Here is a 19031-nt window from a genome sequence, read left to right on the forward strand (position 1 = left end):
ACCCACTACGCAGACATAAACGTATACGGTGTTACATCCTCCATTCCGATCATCGGGTCAATATCCGCCATATTATCTTCCGTAAGTCGCTTCACGCTACTCACAAGCTCAAGTGCCTCATCCGATGTGAGGCGTTCAAGAAGTGTCGTTTGGCGCTTCGTCTCGTCTGTCCGCTCAATTCCCATTCGAAAAGCGTCTTCCTCACCGCATAAAATAAGAAATTGCTTACTTCGCGTTACCCCCGTATAAAGTAAATCTCGTCTTAACATGCGGTAGTAGCTACGAACAACCGGCATAATCACAATCGGAAATTCGCTCCCCTGTGCTTTATGAATGGAACAACAATACGCATGCGTAAGTTGATTAAACTCCTGCCGGTAATACGTGACTTCCGTTTGATCAAACAGCACAACAATCATATCTTGGTTCTCCGTATTTTCCTTCGCATACATAATCGAGACCACTTCACCAATATCGCCGTTAAACACATTTTTTTCGGGTTGATTGACGAGTTGAAGCACTTTGTCATCTACACGATACTTCACTTCCCCAAACGTAACTTCCTTCCTTTTCCCCGAATCATTTGGGTTAAAGATTTCTTGCAAGTTTTTATTTAGGACATTAATTCCTGCAGGGCCCCTATACATGGGGGCTAAAACTTGGATGTCCTTCGCACGAAAACCCTTCGATTTCGCGTTTTGCACAACCTGCTCCACCACTTCCGCAATTTGGTTAACATGGCAATGGAAAAACGAACGATCCTTGCGATTTTTCGTGAAGTCTTGTGGTAAAAAACCTTCCCGAATATCATGCGCCATTTCGATAATCGAAGATCCATCTTCTTGGCGATAAATATCCGTTAATTCAACCGTCGGAATAATTTTAGAATCTAAAATGTCTTTTAAAACTTGCCCAGGTCCAACAGATGGAAGCTGATCCTTATCGCCAACTAAAATGACTTGCATGTGACTTGGAAGCGCCCGGAACAATTGATTAGCTAACCAAATATCCACCATGGACATCTCATCCACAATGAGTAACCGCCCTTCAATGAGCCGCTCCGAATCATCATCTAGTTGTTCTTGGCCATTCATACCAAGCAAACGGTGAATGGTCATCGCCGGAAGGCCTGTGGACTCACTCATCCGTTTTGCCGCCCGACCAGTTGGTGCCGCAAGTAAAACAGGAAATTTATTCCCATCTTTATAGGCATGCGGATCAAGACTTACTCCATTTAATTCACTATACAGCTCCACAATCCCTTTAATAACCGTTGTTTTCCCAGTACCCGGCCCACCTGTTAAAACGAGCATCGGCGACTGAAGTGCCGTTTGGAGCGCTTCTTTTTGAGATTCGCCGTAGGATACACTTATCCGCTCTTCTAAATCACCAAGCGCAAGTAAGAATTCCGATTCTGGAAATTGTTCGGCATATTCCGTTTGACTCATTAGTCGTTTAATATGATGAGCAAAGCCATTCTCTGCAAAATATAAAGAAGGTAGATAAATGCGCGAATTTTCAATGATAATTTTATCACTATCACTTAAATAGGTGATTTCTCGGTCAATATTTTCCTCGTCAACAGGTGTGTGATCACTTTCCTCAAGCAAGTTCTTTACCGAACGAATTAAACTTTCACGCTCTAAATAAACATCACCATTTCGAATCGATTCTGCATCCATAACATATAAAATCCCTGCGCGAATTCGTTCAGGATGGGCACCACCAAGCCCTAATTTCCTCCCTAATTCATCCGCCCGTCCAAAGCCAATTCCTTTGACATCTTCAATCAATCGGTAGGGACTTTTTTCTAAAATATCTAACGCGCGTTCTTTATACACTTGAAAAATCTTCATAGAAAGTTGTGGGCCAAATCCGTATTCATTTAACCCAATCATCACATGCTCTAGCCCTTGATTTTCCCTGAGAGTATTAATAAGCGTATCCGCTGTATTTTTAGGCAGTTTCGGTACGTCACTTAGTCGGTCCGGATCCGCCATCATAATGGAAATCGCGTCTTCTCCCAACACGTCCACAATATTTTCCGCGGTCTTTTTTCCAATGCCTTTAAAAAGCTCTCCTGATAAATATTGTATAATGCCCGCTTTCGTTTGCGGCATCTCTTTTCTAAATTTTTCCGCCTTAAATTGCTCACCAAATTTAGCGTGTTCTGTAATTTTCCCGTAAAACATATACACTTCTTGCTCATGTAACTTTGGAAAAACCCCCGTCACAATAATATCTTTTTCATCCCAAGTCGTGTTCGTTTCCTTCACAAGAAGACGCACCACTGAAAATAAATTATCCGGATTGTGAAAAATAGTCGACATCACAGTGCCTTTCATATACCATTCATCATTTTCCGGCTGAAAAAGCGCAAGCGAATCTTGAGTCTCCATATTTTTCACCCCTCCTTAGAAAAAAACGCTTATTCCTGACTTTTCTCTAAATCTGAAATAGCCACAAGCGCGTTTTGTGCCAGCATATGATTAGAATCCACATTTACGGCACGTTCAAAATATCTTTTTGCAGTCACAATATCGCCTTGCCATGTTAAATACACAGCCCCTAAATTATAAAGCGCATCAGCATCTTCTTTTCGTAATGTAAGCACTCGCTCCAATTGAATCACGGCCTCTTCGTAAACCCCTTCTTTTGCGAGCGCAATACCGTACTGAAAAACAGCTTCTGCATCTTCTGGATTCAGTTCTGTACTCCGTAATAAATAAGGGAGTGCTAACGTAATTTGATCGGTGTTGACTAAACTTATACCAAGCATGAAAAATACATCGGCATTCTCCATCCCTTGTTTGATGGCATTTTGAAAAGCCCGAGTGGCTTCTCCGTAACGCTCTAGTTCAAAATAAAGCGTCCCTAGGCTATAAAAAGCAGCGGGCACCGTTTCATCTAGTTCTACTGCACGTTTAAAGAATAGCTCTGCGCGTTCGAAATCGTCCATCGAAAGGAGCACATTGCCAAAATTAATATAACCAACCGGGTCGTTTGGATGTTCTTCTATGACTTCCGTAAACATTTTAACAGCCTCTTCTAGTTTTCCTTCTTGCATCAGTTTAATACCTTCTCTATTTTTATCCATCCTAATCTCCTTCTAGTTTCCCGTATTTTCCAACCAATTGATAATAGCTGTTGCCGTTTCATCGGTCTGCGCTTTTTTCGAAATGCTCGCTTTACGATCTCCGTTTTGTTTCCCATATGAACCAAAACCAGCATGATTTCCACCTTTTATTTTAAGAAAAGTCGTTTCGTTCGATAAATATTTTTTATTTTCATTATACTTTTTCCAATTAAGTACACCATCATTTGTTGCTGTAATCGATAAAACGGGAAGATGGCTTCCCTTTAAAGAACCTTTTTTATCCGGATAACTGGCTAAGAAAAAGACCCCTTTTAAATCTGCCTTATTTTCATGTGCATATCTTGCCGCCATAACCCCACCTAAAGAATGACCACCAATGACAAACTGTTCACCATCGTTTTCATTCATAATCGCTTCTGCCTTATTTTTCCCAAAAACAGCTAAGTCAAAAGGCATTTCCACCACATAGGTTTTATGTCCAGCATCCGCAAGCTCTTTTGCAAGTGGCGCATAACTCAGTGCATTTACAAACGCACCCGGATATAATATCACACTTGTTTTCGCTTGAGACTTTTTCGGTTCAAAAATGAGCGTATTATTTTCCTCAAACACATCAACCGTTTTGCTTGAATTCGCAGCTTTTTCCGCTACTTCGCTTGGTGCCGTATTAAAGTAAAAATAGCCCCAAACAATTAAAATTAAAACAATCACTACGCTTGAAAAACCAATAATCTTTTTCATAATCACCCTCATTTCATTCGTTCGCTTCATATTTTACCATATTTGGGCTAAAAAATAACGATATCACTATAAAAAAACAGGAAAGCCGTCAAATTTGCGACTTTCCTGTTTTAAATTTTTAACCTACATAATCTAACGGCTTATCTGCTTTCCAAACTGCATCAATGGTTGCTCCGCCGATACATTCTTCGCCGTCATAAAAAACGACTGCTTGCCCAGGCGTAATGGCCCGGACAGGTGCATCAAATACAACTTCTGCCGTATTATCATCCCGCAAGTGTACCGTTACAGCAGAATCTTCTTGCCGGTAACGGAATTTAGCCGTACAGGTAAAATGTTTTTCTCGCACTTTATTCGATGTAAACGAAACGTCGGTTGCAACAAGGGAATTCGAATATAAACTGTCATGATGAAAACCTTGTTCAACAAAAAGGACATTTTCTTTTAAATCTTTTCCAACCACAAACCAAGGTTCACCGTCACCGCCAATACCTAAGCCGTGGCGCTGGCCAATAGTATAGTACATCAGGCCATCATGTTTTCCTATTTTTTTACCCGTAAGAGTTTTCATTTCTCCTGGTTTAGCCGGTAAATACTCACTTAAAAATTGCTTGAAGTTGCGTTCGCCAATAAAGCAGATTCCTGTTGAATCTTTTTTGTTAGCCGTTGCAAGACCCGCTTTTTGTGCAATCGCACGCACTTCACTTTTTTCCATCTCACCAAGTGGAAACATTACATGGGACAATTGTTCCTCTGATAATTGATTTAAAAAGTAAGTTTGGTCTTTATTACGATCTACACCACGCAGTAATTTAATTTCACCATTTTCACGACTAATTCGAGCATAATGTCCTGTTGCCACATAATCTGCTCCAAGACTTTCAGCATGTTCTAAAAACGCCTTAAATTTGATTTCTTTATTACACATCACATCAGGATTAGGCGTCCGGCCAAGCTTATATTCACGAAGGAAATACGTAAACACTTTGTCCCAATACTCTTTTTCAAAATTAACGGCATAATAAGGGATCCCAATTTGGTTCGCAACGCGAATGACATCCTCGTAATCTTCCGTTGCCGTGCAGACACCAAACTCGTCCGTATCATCCCAGTTTTTCATAAAAATACCTATAACGTCATAGCCTTGCTCTTTCAGTAAATAAGCTGTTACAGAAGAGTCAACACCGCCTGACATCCCTACCACTACACGAATATCTTTATTTTCTTTTGTTGTCACGCCTTTTGCTCCTTCCGTTTGACTAAGCGACTTACCACATCTGTGATTTTACTCGCCGCTAGCACTACTTCTTCATAGGTGTTACCGAGACCGAAACTAATCCGTATCGTTTCCGTTACACCAGGATGATTTTCACCAAACAAGGCCACTAACACATGTGACGGGTCTACTGTACCCGCCGTACATGCAGAACCACTTGAAACAGCTATCCCTTCCATGTCCAAATTCATAAGAAGCTGCTCTACTTGAACACCGTGAAAACGCACACTTAAAACATGCGGCAAACTAGGCCCATTTGCACAGTTCACTTCAAAAGCAAGTTCATTTTGGGTGAAAATTTCGACCATAGTGGACTTAAATTCCTCGTATTCTGCTATTTTCTCCGTTCGATTCGCTGCCATTAATTCGCCGGCCTTAGCAAAACCCGCAATACCAGCCAAGTTTTCCGTCCCCGCACGACGCGCACGTTCCTGTTCACCGCCGTGAAACGGAAACTCTAGTTTAGTTCCTTGTTTCACATACAGTAAACCTGTGCCACGTGGACCATTAATTTTATGCGCCGAAGCAGAAAGCAAATCTACACCAAGCGTTTTAACATCCATCTGCACAAGCCCAAAAGCCTGAACATAATCCGTATGAAATACCGCCTGATGTTCCTTTAAAAGTTCCCCAATTTCAGCAATCGGTTGGATCGTCCCCACCTCATTGTTCCCGTACATAATCGTTACTAAAATTGTATCTTCCTGTAACGCTTTACGCACGTCTGAAACGCGTACAAGGCCATTTTCATCAACAGGCAAATAAGTCACCGAAAAACCAAGAGATTCCAAATACATACACGATTTTAAAACCGCGTGATGTTCGATTTGCGATGTAACAATATGCTTCCCACGCTTTTGATTCGCAAGCGCTGTACCAATAATAGCCGTATTATCGCCCTCTGTACCACCGCTTGTGAAAATAATCTCTCGCTCATCCGCCCCAATCTGGCCCGCCATTTTTGAACGTGCCTCATCAAGCGTTTTGCGAGCAGAACGCCCAGCATAGTGGATGCTTGACGGATTTCCGTAATCATTTGTCATAACCCCAAGCATGGTCTGAACCACTTCAGGATGAATCGGACTCGTTGCAGCATGGTCTAGATAAATTTTATTTTCCATCGCATATCTCTTCCTTTTTTCGGCATAAAGCCTTTAATCGTTTCTTATTGTAACAACTATTAGTAGCGAAATCAAGCTGACTTCCTTACAAATAGTTAGTGGCTAAAAGACAAAAAGAAACCCCAATCGTACCGTTTGGAGTCCCTCCCTTTGAACCTGCTTAAAAACAGGTGGGTGCTCTGTCAGGCGGGTTGCAAGTCCTCGTGTTAAGGCATTTGCGCTGCGTCTGAACGCCAAGCTCCCAAGGTAATCATAATTGTTCGGTTCAAAAATATATGGCACTGTAACGAATACATTAGGGTTTCTTTTATTAACATTAGGATAGCATATCTAAAGTATTTTTTCAATTTAAGGGACTTTATTTTTTAATTTTTTTTCGCCCTTTTTATTTTGATTAATCTTTTCATAAACCGTAGCAAATGCCTGTTCAAATTTCGAGTTTTTTTTCGGTTCATAGTATTTTTTATTTTTGAGCGCATTCGGCAAATATTGTTGATTCACCCAGGCGTTCTCAAAATTATGGGGATATTTGTAGTCAATTGCTCGGCCGAGTTTTTCAGCCCCAGAATAATGCCCATCACGTAAATGATCAGGCACTTCACCACTTACACCTTTTCGAATATCCGAAAGGGCGGCATCAATCGCCATAATCGCAGAATTGGATTTAGGCGATAAACAGAGCTCGATGACAGCATTCGCAAGCGGAATACGCGCTTCCGGGAACCCTACTTTTTCGGCTGTTTGAATGGCCGATAATGTTCTCGCACAGGCTGCCGGATTTGCAAGACCCACATCCTCATACGCCATCACCAGTAAACGCCTTGAAATACTCACTAAATCCCCCGCCTCAATTAAACGCCCCATGTAATGAAGTGCCGCATTCACATCGCTTCCCCGCACCGATTTTTGAAAAGCGCTCAAGACATCGTAATGCGCGTCCCCATCTTTATCGTGCGCCAAACTTTTTCGTTGTAAACACTCTTCTGCAATCTCAAGTGTCACGTGAATTTTTCCTGTATCAGTCGGTTCTGACGAGACGACAGCAAGCTCGAGCGCATTCAGCGCGCTACGTACATCTCCACCACTTGCTGTTGCAAAGTGTGTTTTAGCGTCCTTGTCCAATTCAACTTCATATTCACCAAGTCCCCGTTCCGCATCAGAAAGCGCCAGGTCAATTGTCTTTTCAATATCTGAAACGGATAGCGGTTTTAATTCAAAAATTTGGGTTCGACTACGAATGGCTGGGTTAATGGCAATATATGGATTGCTCGTTGTGGCGCCAACTAAAATAATCGCACCGCTTTCTAAATGGGGCAATAAAAAATCTTGTTTGGCTTTATCAAGACGATGCACTTCATCAAGAAGTAAAATAACCGTACCACTCATCTTGGCCTCTGCCGCCACCACTTCCATGTCTTTTTTATTATTTGTCACCGCGTTTAATGTCCGAAAAGCGTATTTCGTACTACCTGCTATAGCGCTCGCGATAGATGTCTTTCCGATACCGGGCGGACCATATAAAATCATGGATGATAACTGTTTTGCTTTTACCATTCGATAAATAATTTTATCTTTTCCAACCAAATGACTTTGACCTACGATTTCATCTAAATTACGTGGCCGCATTCGGTAAGCTAAAGGTTGAATAGCCATAAACTCTCTTCCTCCTCTATTTCTGTCTCTATTATATCATACGCGGTGACTTCGTTGCGTGCACTTAGAACTTCCGTTATAATGAATCTAAATAAAGTCTAGCGGAATAGTGGAGGTTTAAGAATGAAAATCACAACAAAAGGGCGTTACGGTTTAACGATTACCCTTGAACTCGCGCGCCAAATCGGGACGGGACCTACTTCCCTTCGCAGTATTGCGGAGAAAAAGAATCTTTCAGAGCACTACTTAGAACAATTAATCGGCCCCTTGCGTAATGCCGGCATTGTCAAAAGTATTCGCGGTGCGCACGGAGGCTATATTTTAAATGCAGATCCAAGTGAAATTACTGCCGGAGATATTATTCGCACATTGGAAGGCCCTATTGTATTAGTGGAAAGTATGGAAGATGAAGAGGCCGCACAGCGCGAACTATGGACCATTATGCGTGATGCTGTCAGAAACGTTTTAGACAATACAACCTTAGCTGATTTACTCGCGAATGAAAGTAAAAGCGAACCTGATGACGGTTATATGTTTTATATTTAAAAAAGAACCCCTCCGAAAAGGGGTTCTTTTTTAGTCCTTGGACACGGTTTTATATTTCTTACCCGGCCAAAACGCCCATCTGCCAAATAGCGTTGTAACAGCTGGTACAAGTAGCGGTCGAACGAGGAATGTATCAAGTAAAATACCAATTGCTGTAATGAGTCCAAATTGAACGAGCAGATTAATAGGTAATGTGGTCAACACTAAAAAGGTAGCGGCTAAAATGACACCTGCAGATGTGATGACGCCACCTGTTTGGTGGACACCTTCTTGAACGGCTTTTCGTAGCGGCCATTTTTTTGTGTTCTTCCAAATACTAGAAATCATAAAGATATTATAATCCTCGCCGAGCGCGACGATAAATACAAACGCGTAAAGCGGTATGAGGCCTGAAATAGCCGTTACGCCAAAACCGTGATGTAAAATGAGCCAGCCAAGACCAATCGCTGAAGCATAGGAGATTAAAACGGACAAGACGAGATAGAGAGTTGCTGTCAGCGAGCGCAAATAAGTTAGTAAAAGGATGCTTATAAGCGCAATGACAAGTGGAATAATCACTTTTTCATCATGCTCGGTTACAGCCCTGCTATCATATTGTGCGGCAGTTTGACCTGCTACATATGCTTTTGTAGCTTCCTCCCCGCCTACTTTTTTGATTTTAGGAATTAAATTCATGGCCTCGTTACTATACGGGTTCATACTTAGAACGATATCGTATTTTACTATGTTTCTATTTTCTTTACTTTTTTCTGGAAAGCTAACGGTTTGAACGCCTTTTTATGTTTTGTAATTCTTGTTTGAGGTTATCTGTTGGATTTTCGGCAAGCACTTCTACTTTTGCCAAATAACCAGCGCCGTAATGGTCGCTTATGAGTTTAAAACCTTCGCGTGAGGGCATGTCTTCTGGGAAAGTAGATAATGTATCATATGTGTAAGCAACATTGGTCGTTTGAAGAGCCGCTCCTCCGAGTATCAAAAGTGCCAAAACGGTCACGATAATGGGATGTTTCGTCGCAAGTTTCCCAACACGGTTCCAAAATTGATTCTCTTTTTTATGTTTTTTAGTTGGATGCGGGATAAAAGGCCAGAACGAAACGCGGCCAAAGAGCCCAAGTAAAGCCGGGACAAGCGTAAGCGACGAAATCAGCATAATCAAAATAGCAAGGCTAAACGGAATCGCGAAATTATGAAATGAACCGTACTGTGCGGCAAGGAGCATTAAGAGGGCTATCATGACCGTCAGTCCACTAAGTAAAATAGCGCCCGCCGTACCACTAAACGCTACTTTGAAAGCCTTAAAGCGGTTTTCTTCATGGCGTAAAACGGAACGATAACGGGTGATAAGGAATAAACAGTAATCGGTCCCCGCCCCGAATAAGAGAACGGTCATTATGGAAAGTCCTTGTGATCCGTATGTTATAAAGCCTTGTTCCCCTAAAAAGCCGAGTAGTGGTGTAATAATCAAATAGGCAAACCCAACTGCGATAAGTGGGATTAGCGCTAAGATGGGTGAGCGATAAATGACGAGTAAAATAATTAAGACAATCAGTACTGTTGCAATGAGGAGCGAAACATCCGCATCTTGGAAAAGCCCCGTTGCATCTACACTTATCCCTGCTGGCCCTGTAGTCCGTGCAACAAGATCGCTTGTATTCGTTACTTTTTTATTAAAAGGGTTCTCACCAAATATCCCTTCCGCACGCGTTTCGATTTCATCCATACCCGTTTTAAGTTCGTCAGCTGTGGCTGATTCATCCATTAAAATGGTTTGAATAAAAGTCGTTTGATCCTTTGAAAGTTGTTGTTTTAGCACAATGGGTGGCATTTTCTCAATTGGAATGGTCGCTTCTTGGCTCGCAACAGGTTTTTTCGTTAGCGAGGCATTCAAGCTTTGAATCTCTCCTAGTTGTTCGTTCGTTAGTCCTGTTTGACTGTACCATGTGATGAGTAACGGCGTACCTGCTTGAGAGCCAAAATATTCTTTTATCTTTTTATCCGCTACAACAGATGGTTCACTAGCTTTAAGATCGCTTGCTGCATCATCCTTATACTCATTTGCGCTTGGTAAAAAGAGCTGTAATAAAATGACAGCAAGTATCCAAATCGTAAGTGTTATAAAACGCCCTTTCTTACCTCCAACTCCATCCGCTATTTTTTCCAAAAAGTGATGCATTTTCTGTTCCCCCTTCGTTTATCAATCGATAAATAGAATAGCATAATTTCACTTATCATTCGATAAATTTGCTCCAAAAAAAGAGATAGTACATTATACCTCTTTTTTGCATAGCCCAAACAAAATAAAATCAATGGTTTCTGCTACTCGAACACTTGTTGGTTCGGCCGTTTCAAATTTGCTCATTTCTGAGAAAAGTGGGCTGATTGCGGATAGGAAAAAACGTGCCGCACGTAAAGCACTTATCCCAGATTGCAGCTCACCTTTTTCTTCAAATTGTTCAAAAACACGTTCAAAAGGGCGCAAATACGTATCACGCCAAAGTGTATAGAGTAAAAATTGATTTTCTTCTTTTAGCTCATTTAAAATATCATGAATCATCAGTAAAATATTGGTGGGATGTTTCTCAATTAACATAACAACCATCTCGTTTAAGCTTTCTTCAAGGGGCAAGTTTTTTTCAGTTAACTCACTCATGTCAGCTTGGATACTCGTTGTAAGCTGTTTGACAACTTCCAGATAGAGCATCTCCTTATCTTTAAAATGATGATAAAGCGCTGGTTGTGTAATGCCAGCGATAACAGCAATTTCACGCGTTGACACACTCCGATAACCTTTTTCCATAAATAAATCTCGACTAGCATCTAAGATTTTTTTCCGCGTTATCAAAAATTCTTCCGCACGACTTCTTTTCACCATGTCAAACGCTCCTTTTCCCTAGATAGTTTTATTCTATCATCATTCCAAGTCATCAAACAAGGTTTTTTCATCTCCCTGATAGTTTTTTGGTTAAAACTAACATGATTTTCTAGAAAAAGCTATTTTTTCTTCCAAATCCAATTTCCAAATGTCAAATTGAAAGCGTTATTTGTTAGATAATCTAACAAAATTTGTTGATTTTTAAAAAAAAGTCTTGCAATTCTATTTTTTTTTATGTATTATAGTGGCATAAATGAATTATTAAATGTTAGTTTATCTAACATAAAAGGAGAGTTGGCTATGGAATCTGTGTTTATGTTTTTTTGTACGTTGTTAGTTTGGCTTATGACACCAGGAATTGCTTTGTTCTATGGTGGAATGGTTAGAAGAAAAAATGTTTTAAGTACAGCGATGTATAGTTTTGCTTCGATGGCAGTTATATCTATTCTTTGGGTAATTGTAGGCTACTCCCTTGCCTTCGCACCAAATAACGGCTTTATTGGTAGTTTTGACTGGAGCTTTTTAAACCAAGTTGGATTCCTGCCTAACGATTTATATAGTGATTCGATTCCTCACATTCTATTTATGATGTTTCAAATGACTTTTGCTGTTTTAACAGTTGCTATTATTTCAGGTGCTTTTGCAGAACGTATGAATTTTGCGGCTTATCTTGTTTTTATTATTCTTTGGTCGTTACTCGTTTATTCTCCTGTTGCACACTGGGTATGGGGAGATGGCGGTTTTCTACGGAATTTAGGTGCGCTTGATTTTGCAGGCGGAAATGTGGTTCATATCAGTTCTGGCGCTACAGGTCTTGTGCTCGCTATCATGCTCGGAAGACGGAAGGAAGTGGATACAGCCTCTCCGCATAACCTCCCGCTTGCTCTAATCGGTGGTATTCTCGTTTGGTTCGGTTGGTACGGTTTTAATGTAGGTAGCGCCCTCACAATTGATAATGTTGCCATGGCTGCTTTTGTTAATACAAATACTGCTGCTTCTGCCGGCATCATCGGCTGGTGCCTCGTGGAATGGTTAACAAATAAACGTCCTACCATGCTTGGAACAATCTCTGGTGCTATCGCCGGACTCGTTTCCATCACACCAGCAGCTGGCTTTGTCACCGTACCTGCCTCTATGCTCATCGGATTCCTCGGCGGAGCCCTTTGCTTTTGGGGCGTATACTGGCTAAAAGGGAAAATCAAATATGACGACGCGCTTGATGCTTTTGGCCTTCACGGCATTGGCGGTATTTGGGGCGGCATTGCTACCGGCTTATTTGCAACAACTAAAATTAACGAGGCCGGAGCAAACGGATTATTCTACGGAAATCCCGCTCTTCTTCTTAAACAACTAGCCGCTATTTCCATCACTATCGTCTTTGTTGTGATTGCAACAATCATCATTGTTTCACTTATTAAACTGTTTCTACCTATTCGCGTGAGTGAGGAGCAAGAATATAAAGGGCTCGACCTAACCCTTCACGGCGAAAAAGCTTATCAGGATTAAAAAGGAGGTTCTACCATGACAAATTTAACGAAAATTGAAATTATTACGCGCCCTAACCGTTTTGAAGCTTTTCAAAAAGAACTAGCCAAAATTGGCGTAAGTGGTCTCACGGTAACCAAAGCGCTAGGAACTGGTTTAGAAAAAGGCTTTATCGAGTTATATCGTGGAAAAAAGAAAGAGAATAATATTCATGAACGAATGAAAATTGAAATTGTTGTCAGTACGGTTCCAGTAGAAAGTGTTTTACGTGTCGTTGAAGCGACTCTTAGGACCGGTGAACCAGGCGATGGGAAAGTTTTTATTTATCCGCTTAGCGAGGTCATTAAAATTAGCACAGGCGAAACTGGACAAGATGCGCTTCAAGATTCTCCATCACAAAATTAAAATTAGCCAAATAAATCCCTCCTTTTCTAAAAAAATCATGAGAAATTGCCTTTTCCCCTTTACTAAAAGAGGAATACAGCTATAATTGATAGTGAGATGTATTTAGATTGGAGGCGCGAGCTCATTTTATGCGTAAGATTCCCATTTTTACCATCATCGCTGTTTTGCTAATTGGTGGCGGATATTTTTATTATCAACATATGGATTCAAAAGTGGATATCACTTTTAACTTCACACCCACTAAAAAAGCAGCGGATTATACTGTTAGTGGCACTATTGACGGCGCTGGTGATGAAGTTGTAACATTACCGCTCTCGAAAGAAATGTGGAAAACAGTCAAAAAGGGTAATCATTATAATGTAGAAGCGACTTTCTACAATAAAAATAAAGTTAGCAAAGAAGCTTCGCAAAAATTAAAAGGCCCGTTCTGGGAAAACGAAGCAAACCAAGGTCTCCTCGTTAATGATATAAAAGTAGCTAACATCGAGGCCATTACGGCAGGATTTTAAAAAAGTGGAGTGAAATTTAATTTTGCTCCACTTTTTCATTGCGCTAAATAAAAAAGCAGCGGACAGGTCTGTCCGCTGCTTTTTATTCTTTTTCTTGGATGTTTAAACCTAGTTCATCCAGTTGCGCAAGGCTTACTTCACCAGGCGCGTTTGTAAGTGGATCAACAGCACTTCCTGTTTTAGGGAATGCAATTGTATCACGTAAGTTTGTTTTTCCGGCTAAAATCATTACAATGCGGTCAAGGCCAAGGGCGATACCTCCATGTGGTGGCGTGCCGTAATCAAGCGCGTCCATTAAGAAACCAAATTGTTCTTCAGCTGATTCATCTGTAAAACCGAGCGCGCGGAACATTTTTTGTTGCACTTCTTTTTGATAGATACGTAAAGATCCGCCACCAATTTCATAGCCGTTAAGGACAATATCATAGGCTTCTGCCATCGCTTTCTCCGGTTTTTCTTCCAAAAGAGGAATATCTTCTGCTCTTGGTAAAGTGAAAGGATGGTGCGCGGAAACATAGCGATTCGCATCTTCATCATATTCAAATAGCGGCCAGTCTGTTACCCATAAGAAGGCAAGCTCGCTCTCGTCAATAAGCTCTAATTCTTTACCAAGTTTGACACGCAAGGCACCAAGAGAAGCTGCTACAACCGACTCACTATCGGCTGCAAAAAGAAGTAAGTCCCCTGCTTCCGCCCCAAGTGCAGCACGAAGTTCCACTTGTTTAGCCTCATCGAAAAATTTCGCAATCGGCCCTTTTAATTCATTTTCTTCTACTTTAAGCCAAGCCAGACCTTTAGCACCGTAAGTACCAACAAATTCGCCAAGTGCATCAATTTCCTTACGTGAATATTTATCTGCTGCTTGTTTCGCGTTAATCGCTTTTACAACGCCACCCGCTTCAATAGCAGATGTAAATACTTTAAACGGTACGTCGCGCACAATATCCGAAATCATGACAAGCTCTAAACCAAAGCGTACATCCGGTTTATCACTCCCAAAACGAGCCATCGCTTCATGATAGGTCATACGCTGGAATGGCGTTTGTACCTTTATTCCTTTTGCTTCTTGCACCACATTTACAAGCATCTCTTCTGTTATGGCCTGTATTTCTTCTTTGGATAAAAAGCTAGTTTCAAGGTCAACTTGAGTAAATTCAGGTTGACGGTCGCCTCTTAAATCTTCATCGCGGAAACAACGAACAATCTGGTAATACTTGTCAAAACCAGCTGTCATTAAAAGCTGTTTTAAAATTTGTGGGGACTGCGGTAAGGCATAAAAACTCCCAGGATAAACACGACTTGGTACTAAATAATCTCTAGCCCCTTCAGGCGTACTTTTAGTTAAATAAGGCGTTTCAATATCATAAAAACCTTGTTTATTTAAAGTTTCACGGAAAACACGTGTGACCGTGTGACGCATTTTAAAAGTCTCAGCCATTTCAGGTCGACGAAGATCTAAATAACGATATTTTAATCGTAATTCATCAGAAACATTCACCCCATCTTCAATATAAAACGGAGGTGTTTTCGAACGATTTAAAATCGTAACCTCTGAAGCAACAATTTCCACTTTCCCAGTCGCAATTTTAGTATTAATAACGGATTCATCGCGCGCTGCTACTTTTCCTTTGACAGTAATAACAAATTCTGAACGAATCGACTCAGCAACTTGCAGGGCACTAAGAGAGAATTCTGGGTTAAAAACGACTTGTACAATCCCTTCGCGGTCACGCAAATCAACAAAGATAAGCCCTCCTAAATCACGACGTTTTTGTACCCAACCATGTAAAATGACTTCTTGACCAATAAATTTTTCTGTTATTTCTCCACAATATGCGGTTCTTTTCTCCATATTTTTTCCTCCTTAAGCGTTTTCGAAATGTTGAACGATTTCTTTAACAGATGCTAAAACTTGTTCGCCCGATTCCATATTTTTAAACGGATATTTTCCTGTTTTCAGCTCATCTTCACCTATTATCACAGTGTATTTTGCTTCTTTACGATTGGCATCTTTCATTTGTGCCTTAAATTTACGATTTTGATAATCCTTGTCCGCGCTAATTCCCGCACGGCGAAGACTATCTATGCATTTAACTGCTTCAAGCTCCGCCGCCTCACTTGCGACAATCACATAACAATCTAATGCCTTATCTTTCGGAATAGTAATATTTGCCGCCATAAGCGCGAGCAAGACACGTTCGACGCCCATTGCAAAACCAATCCCAGGCGTAGCAGGTCCATCAAATTCCTCAACAAGACCATGGTAACGACCGCCGCCACATAATGTCGTTTTAGCCCCAAAGCCCTCTTCCTCACTCATAATTTCAAAAGTAGTATGATTATAATAATCAAGCCCTCGCACAAGTGTTGGATCCACAACAAACGGAATTCCAATAGCCTCTAAAAAGCCTTTTACTTGGCTAAAATAAAGCGAGATTCTTCATTTAAGAAATCTAAAATAGAAGGCGCAGTGGCGACAAGCGGATGTTCGTGGTCCGTTTTACAATCTAAAATACGAAGCGGATTTTTATGCAGACGATTTTGACAATCTGAACAAAATTCATCAATACGTGGTTCAAAATGCGCGATAAGCGCCTCCCGATGCTTTAAACGACTTTCTTTGTCGCCTAGACTATTAATCGTTAAAGAAATATTTTTAAGACCAATAGAATGAAAAAAGTTCATCGCAAGTGAAATGATTTCTGCATCAATCGCAGGATCAAAACTCCCAATTGCCTCCACGCCAATTTGCGTAAACTGACGCTGGCGCCCACCTTGAGGACGTTCATAACGGAACATTGGACCATTATAATAGAGCTTGACAGGTTGATTCACATCACCAAACATTTTATGTTCAACAAATGCCCGCACAACCGATGCCGTTCCTTCTGGACGTAAAGTCAAACTGCGATTTTTTTTATCGTGAAATGTATACATCTCTTTTGACACAATATCTGTCGAGTCGCCTACACCGCGCTCAAAAAGCTCTGTATGTTCAAAAATTGGCGTACGAATTTCTGCGTAACGATAGTTCTCACAAATCTCACGAAATTTATCTTCAAGAAAATGCCATTTTTGTACCTCTTCAGGTAAAATATCTCGTGTCCCTCGTGGTAATTGAATTTTCATCACATTTCCTCCTTTTTTATAATAAAAAATCCCTCGTCACTTGTTCGAAAACAAGGGACGAGAGATGTAGATTCACCCGTGGTACCACCCTAATTGGAATTTTAAAATTCCCGCTCTTCCGTTAACGCCGGAATACGTTTCGACCTACTTATTTCGATCAAAACCTCGAAAGTGTCTTTCCAAAAAGTATCACCATGAATTTCTCTCAGCGAATGAAATTCTCTCTTTTATGGGAGGGATTTTTTGTACTTTTCTTTGTCATCAGTTTAAAATATGAATTATTTCTAGAGTACTAAAAAAAGCCAACAAAGTCAATATCGTTTTCTTTTTTCAAAAAATGGCAGTTAACGGTTTCAAGAAAGCGCATTTTATGGTAACATTTTAATGACCTGAAGAAGTTAATAAAGGTGGTGTAACCATTTAGTGAAAAATAAATTTTTATTTATAACCGTTTTATCCGCGTTACTCATTGCAGCAGGGATTATTACAACAATTGCAATGGCAAATGCGAATGCAGTTCGCGTTCAGGCTGAAGTTTTAAACGTGAGAAACGGTCCGGGACTGGCGTATGACGTTACGAGTCAAGTCCGAAAAGGAGAAGTACTTCGTGTCATTGGAGAAGAAAACAAATGGTATAAAGTCCGATTAGATAACGGCAATAGCGGTTGGGTAGCAAGTTGGCTCGTTGAAAATACCGATGTGAGTGCAGCGAGTAACAGTGTGGCTATCGTCAATTCTGAAGATGGCTTAAATGTCCGGTCAAAACCGTCAACAGACAGTAGTTCCCTCGGTATATTAAATACTGGCGACCAAATTAATGTCGTGAGTGAACAAAATGGTTGGGCTCAAATCCAGTACAAAGGACAAAATGCTTGGGTTAATGCGAGTTACATAACCATTCGCGAATCCACAACCAAAGTGGATCAATCTGATTTACAAAGTTTAACAATCCGTGACGATTCTACGAACATTAGAAGCAAGCCTGATTTAAGCGGGCAAGTAATCGAAAAAGCAAACTCTGGCAACTCCTATGAAATTCAAGGTGTGCAAGGCGACTGGTACCAAGTTCAAACAACAAAAGGACAAACAGGTTATGTTGCGAACTGGGTAGTAGATGTTGGAACGAAGAGCGAAAAACCGACTAAGTCAAAAACAACTAAGCTTTCTGAAGCGACCATCGTTTTAGATCCTGGCCACGGGGGAAATGACCCGGGTGCTAAAGGCGCAAATGGCACAATTGAAAAGAAAGCAACCTTAAAAACGGCGAAAGCCATTAAAACGCGACTTGAACAAACAGGCGCCAAAGTCATTCTAACACGTGATCATGATGAATATATCTCTTTACGTGGTCGTACAAAAGTGGCTTCTAAACATAACGCTGATGCTTTTGTCAGCCTTCACTTTGATAGTTTAGAGAATGAGGACGAAAACGTAAGCGGGCAAACCACTTACTATTATAGTAGTGCTGATAAAGGTCTTGCGAAAAGTATTAATAAAAGCTTAGGAAATACCCTTCCAACTACGAATCGCGGCGCACGCGTTGGCGACTTTTATGTTGTTCGGGAAAATTCACAACCTGCTGTCTTACTTGAACTTGGCTATTTAAGTTCAAAAGCAGATGAAAATAATATTAATTCCAGTTCCTACCGCACTCAAATTGCTGAAGGCGTAACAGAAGGCTTAGCAAATTACTTCGCCAATTAAAAAAAATCGGAAAATCAATTGATGATTTTCCGATTTTTCTATTTTACCAAATCAACAGAATCTAAGAAAATGGTTACCGGCCCGTCATTAATGAGTGAGACTTGCATATCTGCACCAAAAACACCAACTTCAACGCCAAAACCAGCTTCCTCAAGCTTTTTATTAAATAAATTATATAGTTTTTCTGCTTCTTGACCAGGTGCAGAATCAGTAAAACTAGGTCTACGCCCTTTTCTTACATCTGCATAAAGCGTAAACTGCGAAACACTAAGTAGACTTCCAGCGACATCTTGAATCGATAAATTCATTTTTTGATTCTCATCTTCAAAAATACGTAAGTTTACAATTTTTTGAACCAAGCTGTCAATTTCACGTTCTGTGTCTGTATGAGTAAATCCTACTAATAGCAAAAATCCCCGAGGAATCTCTGCTATAATTTCTTCATCTATCGAGACACTTGCACTTTTTACACGTTGAAGAAGTACACGCATAT

General features: G+C 40.7%; 14 protein-coding genes, 1 other RNA gene, 2 pseudogenes and 1 other annotated feature. Of the genes and pseudogenes, 5 read left to right on the forward strand and 12 right to left on the reverse strand.

The genetic code is table 11. From position 1 onward, the window contains the following. Nucleotides 1-5 precede the first annotated feature (5 nt). The 7 genes from recD2 to LFLEISCH_RS04385 form a co-directional block, all read right to left on the reverse strand. Nucleotides 6-2399, reverse strand: a complete 2394-nt coding sequence (recD2, locus tag LFLEISCH_RS04360; RefSeq protein WP_007473411.1) for an SF1B family DNA helicase RecD2 — start codon at nucleotides 2397-2399, stop codon at nucleotides 6-8. Nucleotides 2400-2428: 29 nt separating this feature from the next. Then, complete coding sequence (locus LFLEISCH_RS04365) at nucleotides 2429-3097, reverse strand: tetratricopeptide repeat protein (RefSeq protein WP_007473413.1); 669 nt, start codon at nucleotides 3095-3097, stop codon at nucleotides 2429-2431. A 12-nt stretch (nucleotides 3098-3109) separates the two neighbouring features. Beyond that, nucleotides 3110-3838, reverse strand: a complete 729-nt coding sequence (locus LFLEISCH_RS04370) for an alpha/beta hydrolase (protein WP_007473416.1) — start codon at nucleotides 3836-3838, stop codon at nucleotides 3110-3112. A gap of 118 nt (nucleotides 3839-3956) precedes the next feature. After that, a complete protein-coding gene (gene mnmA, locus LFLEISCH_RS04375; protein ID WP_007473417.1) occupies nucleotides 3957-5075 on the reverse strand; it encodes a tRNA 2-thiouridine(34) synthase MnmA in 1119 nt (372 codons plus the stop codon). Then, nucleotides 5072-6235 (reverse strand): cysteine desulfurase family protein, encoded by a 1164-nt coding sequence (locus LFLEISCH_RS04380; RefSeq protein WP_007473419.1) that lies wholly within the window; start codon nucleotides 6233-6235, stop codon nucleotides 5072-5074. The genes mnmA and LFLEISCH_RS04380 overlap by 4 nt, the downstream gene beginning before the upstream one ends. Nucleotides 6236-6350: 115 nt before the next feature. Then, nucleotides 6351-6540: non-coding RNA, 6S RNA (gene ssrS / locus LFLEISCH_RS14965), on the reverse strand. A gap of 43 nt (nucleotides 6541-6583) precedes the next feature. Then, nucleotides 6584-7888: a replication-associated recombination protein A gene (locus LFLEISCH_RS04385; protein ID WP_007473421.1), complete on the reverse strand. Its 1305-nt coding sequence runs from the start codon at nucleotides 7886-7888 to the stop codon at nucleotides 6584-6586. Between the two features lie 123 nt (nucleotides 7889-8011). On the opposite strand from LFLEISCH_RS04385, the gene cymR reads away from it, so the two are divergent. After that, on the forward strand, nucleotides 8012-8434 hold the full coding sequence (gene cymR, locus LFLEISCH_RS04390; RefSeq protein ID WP_007473423.1) for a cysteine metabolism transcriptional regulator CymR: 423 nt from the start codon (nucleotides 8012-8014) through the stop codon (nucleotides 8432-8434). A gap of 30 nt (nucleotides 8435-8464) precedes the next feature. On the opposite strand, the pseudogene LFLEISCH_RS04395 reads toward cymR, so the two are convergent. Beyond that, nucleotides 8465-10607 (reverse strand): annotated as a pseudogene (locus tag LFLEISCH_RS04395) (MMPL family transporter). Nucleotides 10608-10700: 93 nt separating this feature from the next. Next, nucleotides 10701-11306: a TetR/AcrR family transcriptional regulator gene (locus LFLEISCH_RS04400; RefSeq protein ID WP_007473428.1), complete on the reverse strand. Its 606-nt coding sequence runs from the start codon at nucleotides 11304-11306 to the stop codon at nucleotides 10701-10703. A gap of 300 nt (nucleotides 11307-11606) precedes the next feature. On the opposite strand from LFLEISCH_RS04400, the gene LFLEISCH_RS04405 reads away from it, so the two are divergent. From LFLEISCH_RS04405 to LFLEISCH_RS04415, 3 genes are all read left to right on the forward strand, one after another. Beyond that, nucleotides 11607-12812, forward strand: coding sequence for an ammonium transporter (locus LFLEISCH_RS04405; protein ID WP_007473430.1), 1206 nt, complete (start codon nucleotides 11607-11609; stop codon nucleotides 12810-12812). Between the two features lie 15 nt (nucleotides 12813-12827). Next, entirely contained in the window at nucleotides 12828-13196 is a 369-nt protein-coding gene (locus tag LFLEISCH_RS04410; RefSeq protein WP_007473432.1) for a P-II family nitrogen regulator, read from the forward strand. A gap of 128 nt (nucleotides 13197-13324) precedes the next feature. Then, a complete protein-coding gene (locus LFLEISCH_RS04415; RefSeq protein ID WP_007473434.1) occupies nucleotides 13325-13705 on the forward strand; it encodes a hypothetical protein in 381 nt (126 codons plus the stop codon). Nucleotides 13706-13787: 82 nt separating this feature from the next. On the opposite strand, the gene aspS is transcribed toward LFLEISCH_RS04415, so the two are convergent. Beyond that, nucleotides 13788-15557 carry an aspartate--tRNA ligase gene (aspS, locus tag LFLEISCH_RS04420; RefSeq protein WP_007473436.1) on the reverse strand — a complete coding sequence of 590 codons (1770 nt, stop codon included), beginning with the start codon at nucleotides 15555-15557 and terminating at the stop codon, nucleotides 13788-13790. After that, a pseudogene (gene hisS / locus LFLEISCH_RS04425) lies at nucleotides 15524-16834 on the reverse strand (histidine--tRNA ligase). Before hisS ends, aspS begins: the two are co-directional and overlap by 34 nt. Before the next feature lie 50 nt (nucleotides 16835-16884). Then, nucleotides 16885-17105 (reverse strand) — a binding site (T-box leader). Nucleotides 17106-17257: 152 nt separating this feature from the next. Here hisS and LFLEISCH_RS04430 point away from each other — a divergent pair. Then, nucleotides 17258-18538 carry an N-acetylmuramoyl-L-alanine amidase family protein gene (locus LFLEISCH_RS04430; RefSeq protein ID WP_007473438.1) on the forward strand — a complete coding sequence of 427 codons (1281 nt, stop codon included), beginning with the start codon at nucleotides 17258-17260 and terminating at the stop codon, nucleotides 18536-18538. A 38-nt stretch (nucleotides 18539-18576) separates the two neighbouring features. On the opposite strand, the gene dtd is transcribed toward LFLEISCH_RS04430, so the two are convergent. After that, nucleotides 18577-19029 carry a D-aminoacyl-tRNA deacylase gene (dtd, locus tag LFLEISCH_RS04435; RefSeq protein WP_007473440.1) on the reverse strand — a complete coding sequence of 151 codons (453 nt, stop codon included), beginning with the start codon at nucleotides 19027-19029 and terminating at the stop codon, nucleotides 18577-18579. Nucleotides 19030-19031 lie beyond the last annotated feature (2 nt).

Source organism: Listeria fleischmannii subsp. fleischmannii LU2006-1, from assembly GCF_000344175.1.
Classification (GTDB): Bacteria; Bacillota; Bacilli; order Lactobacillales; family Listeriaceae; genus Listeria; species Listeria fleischmannii.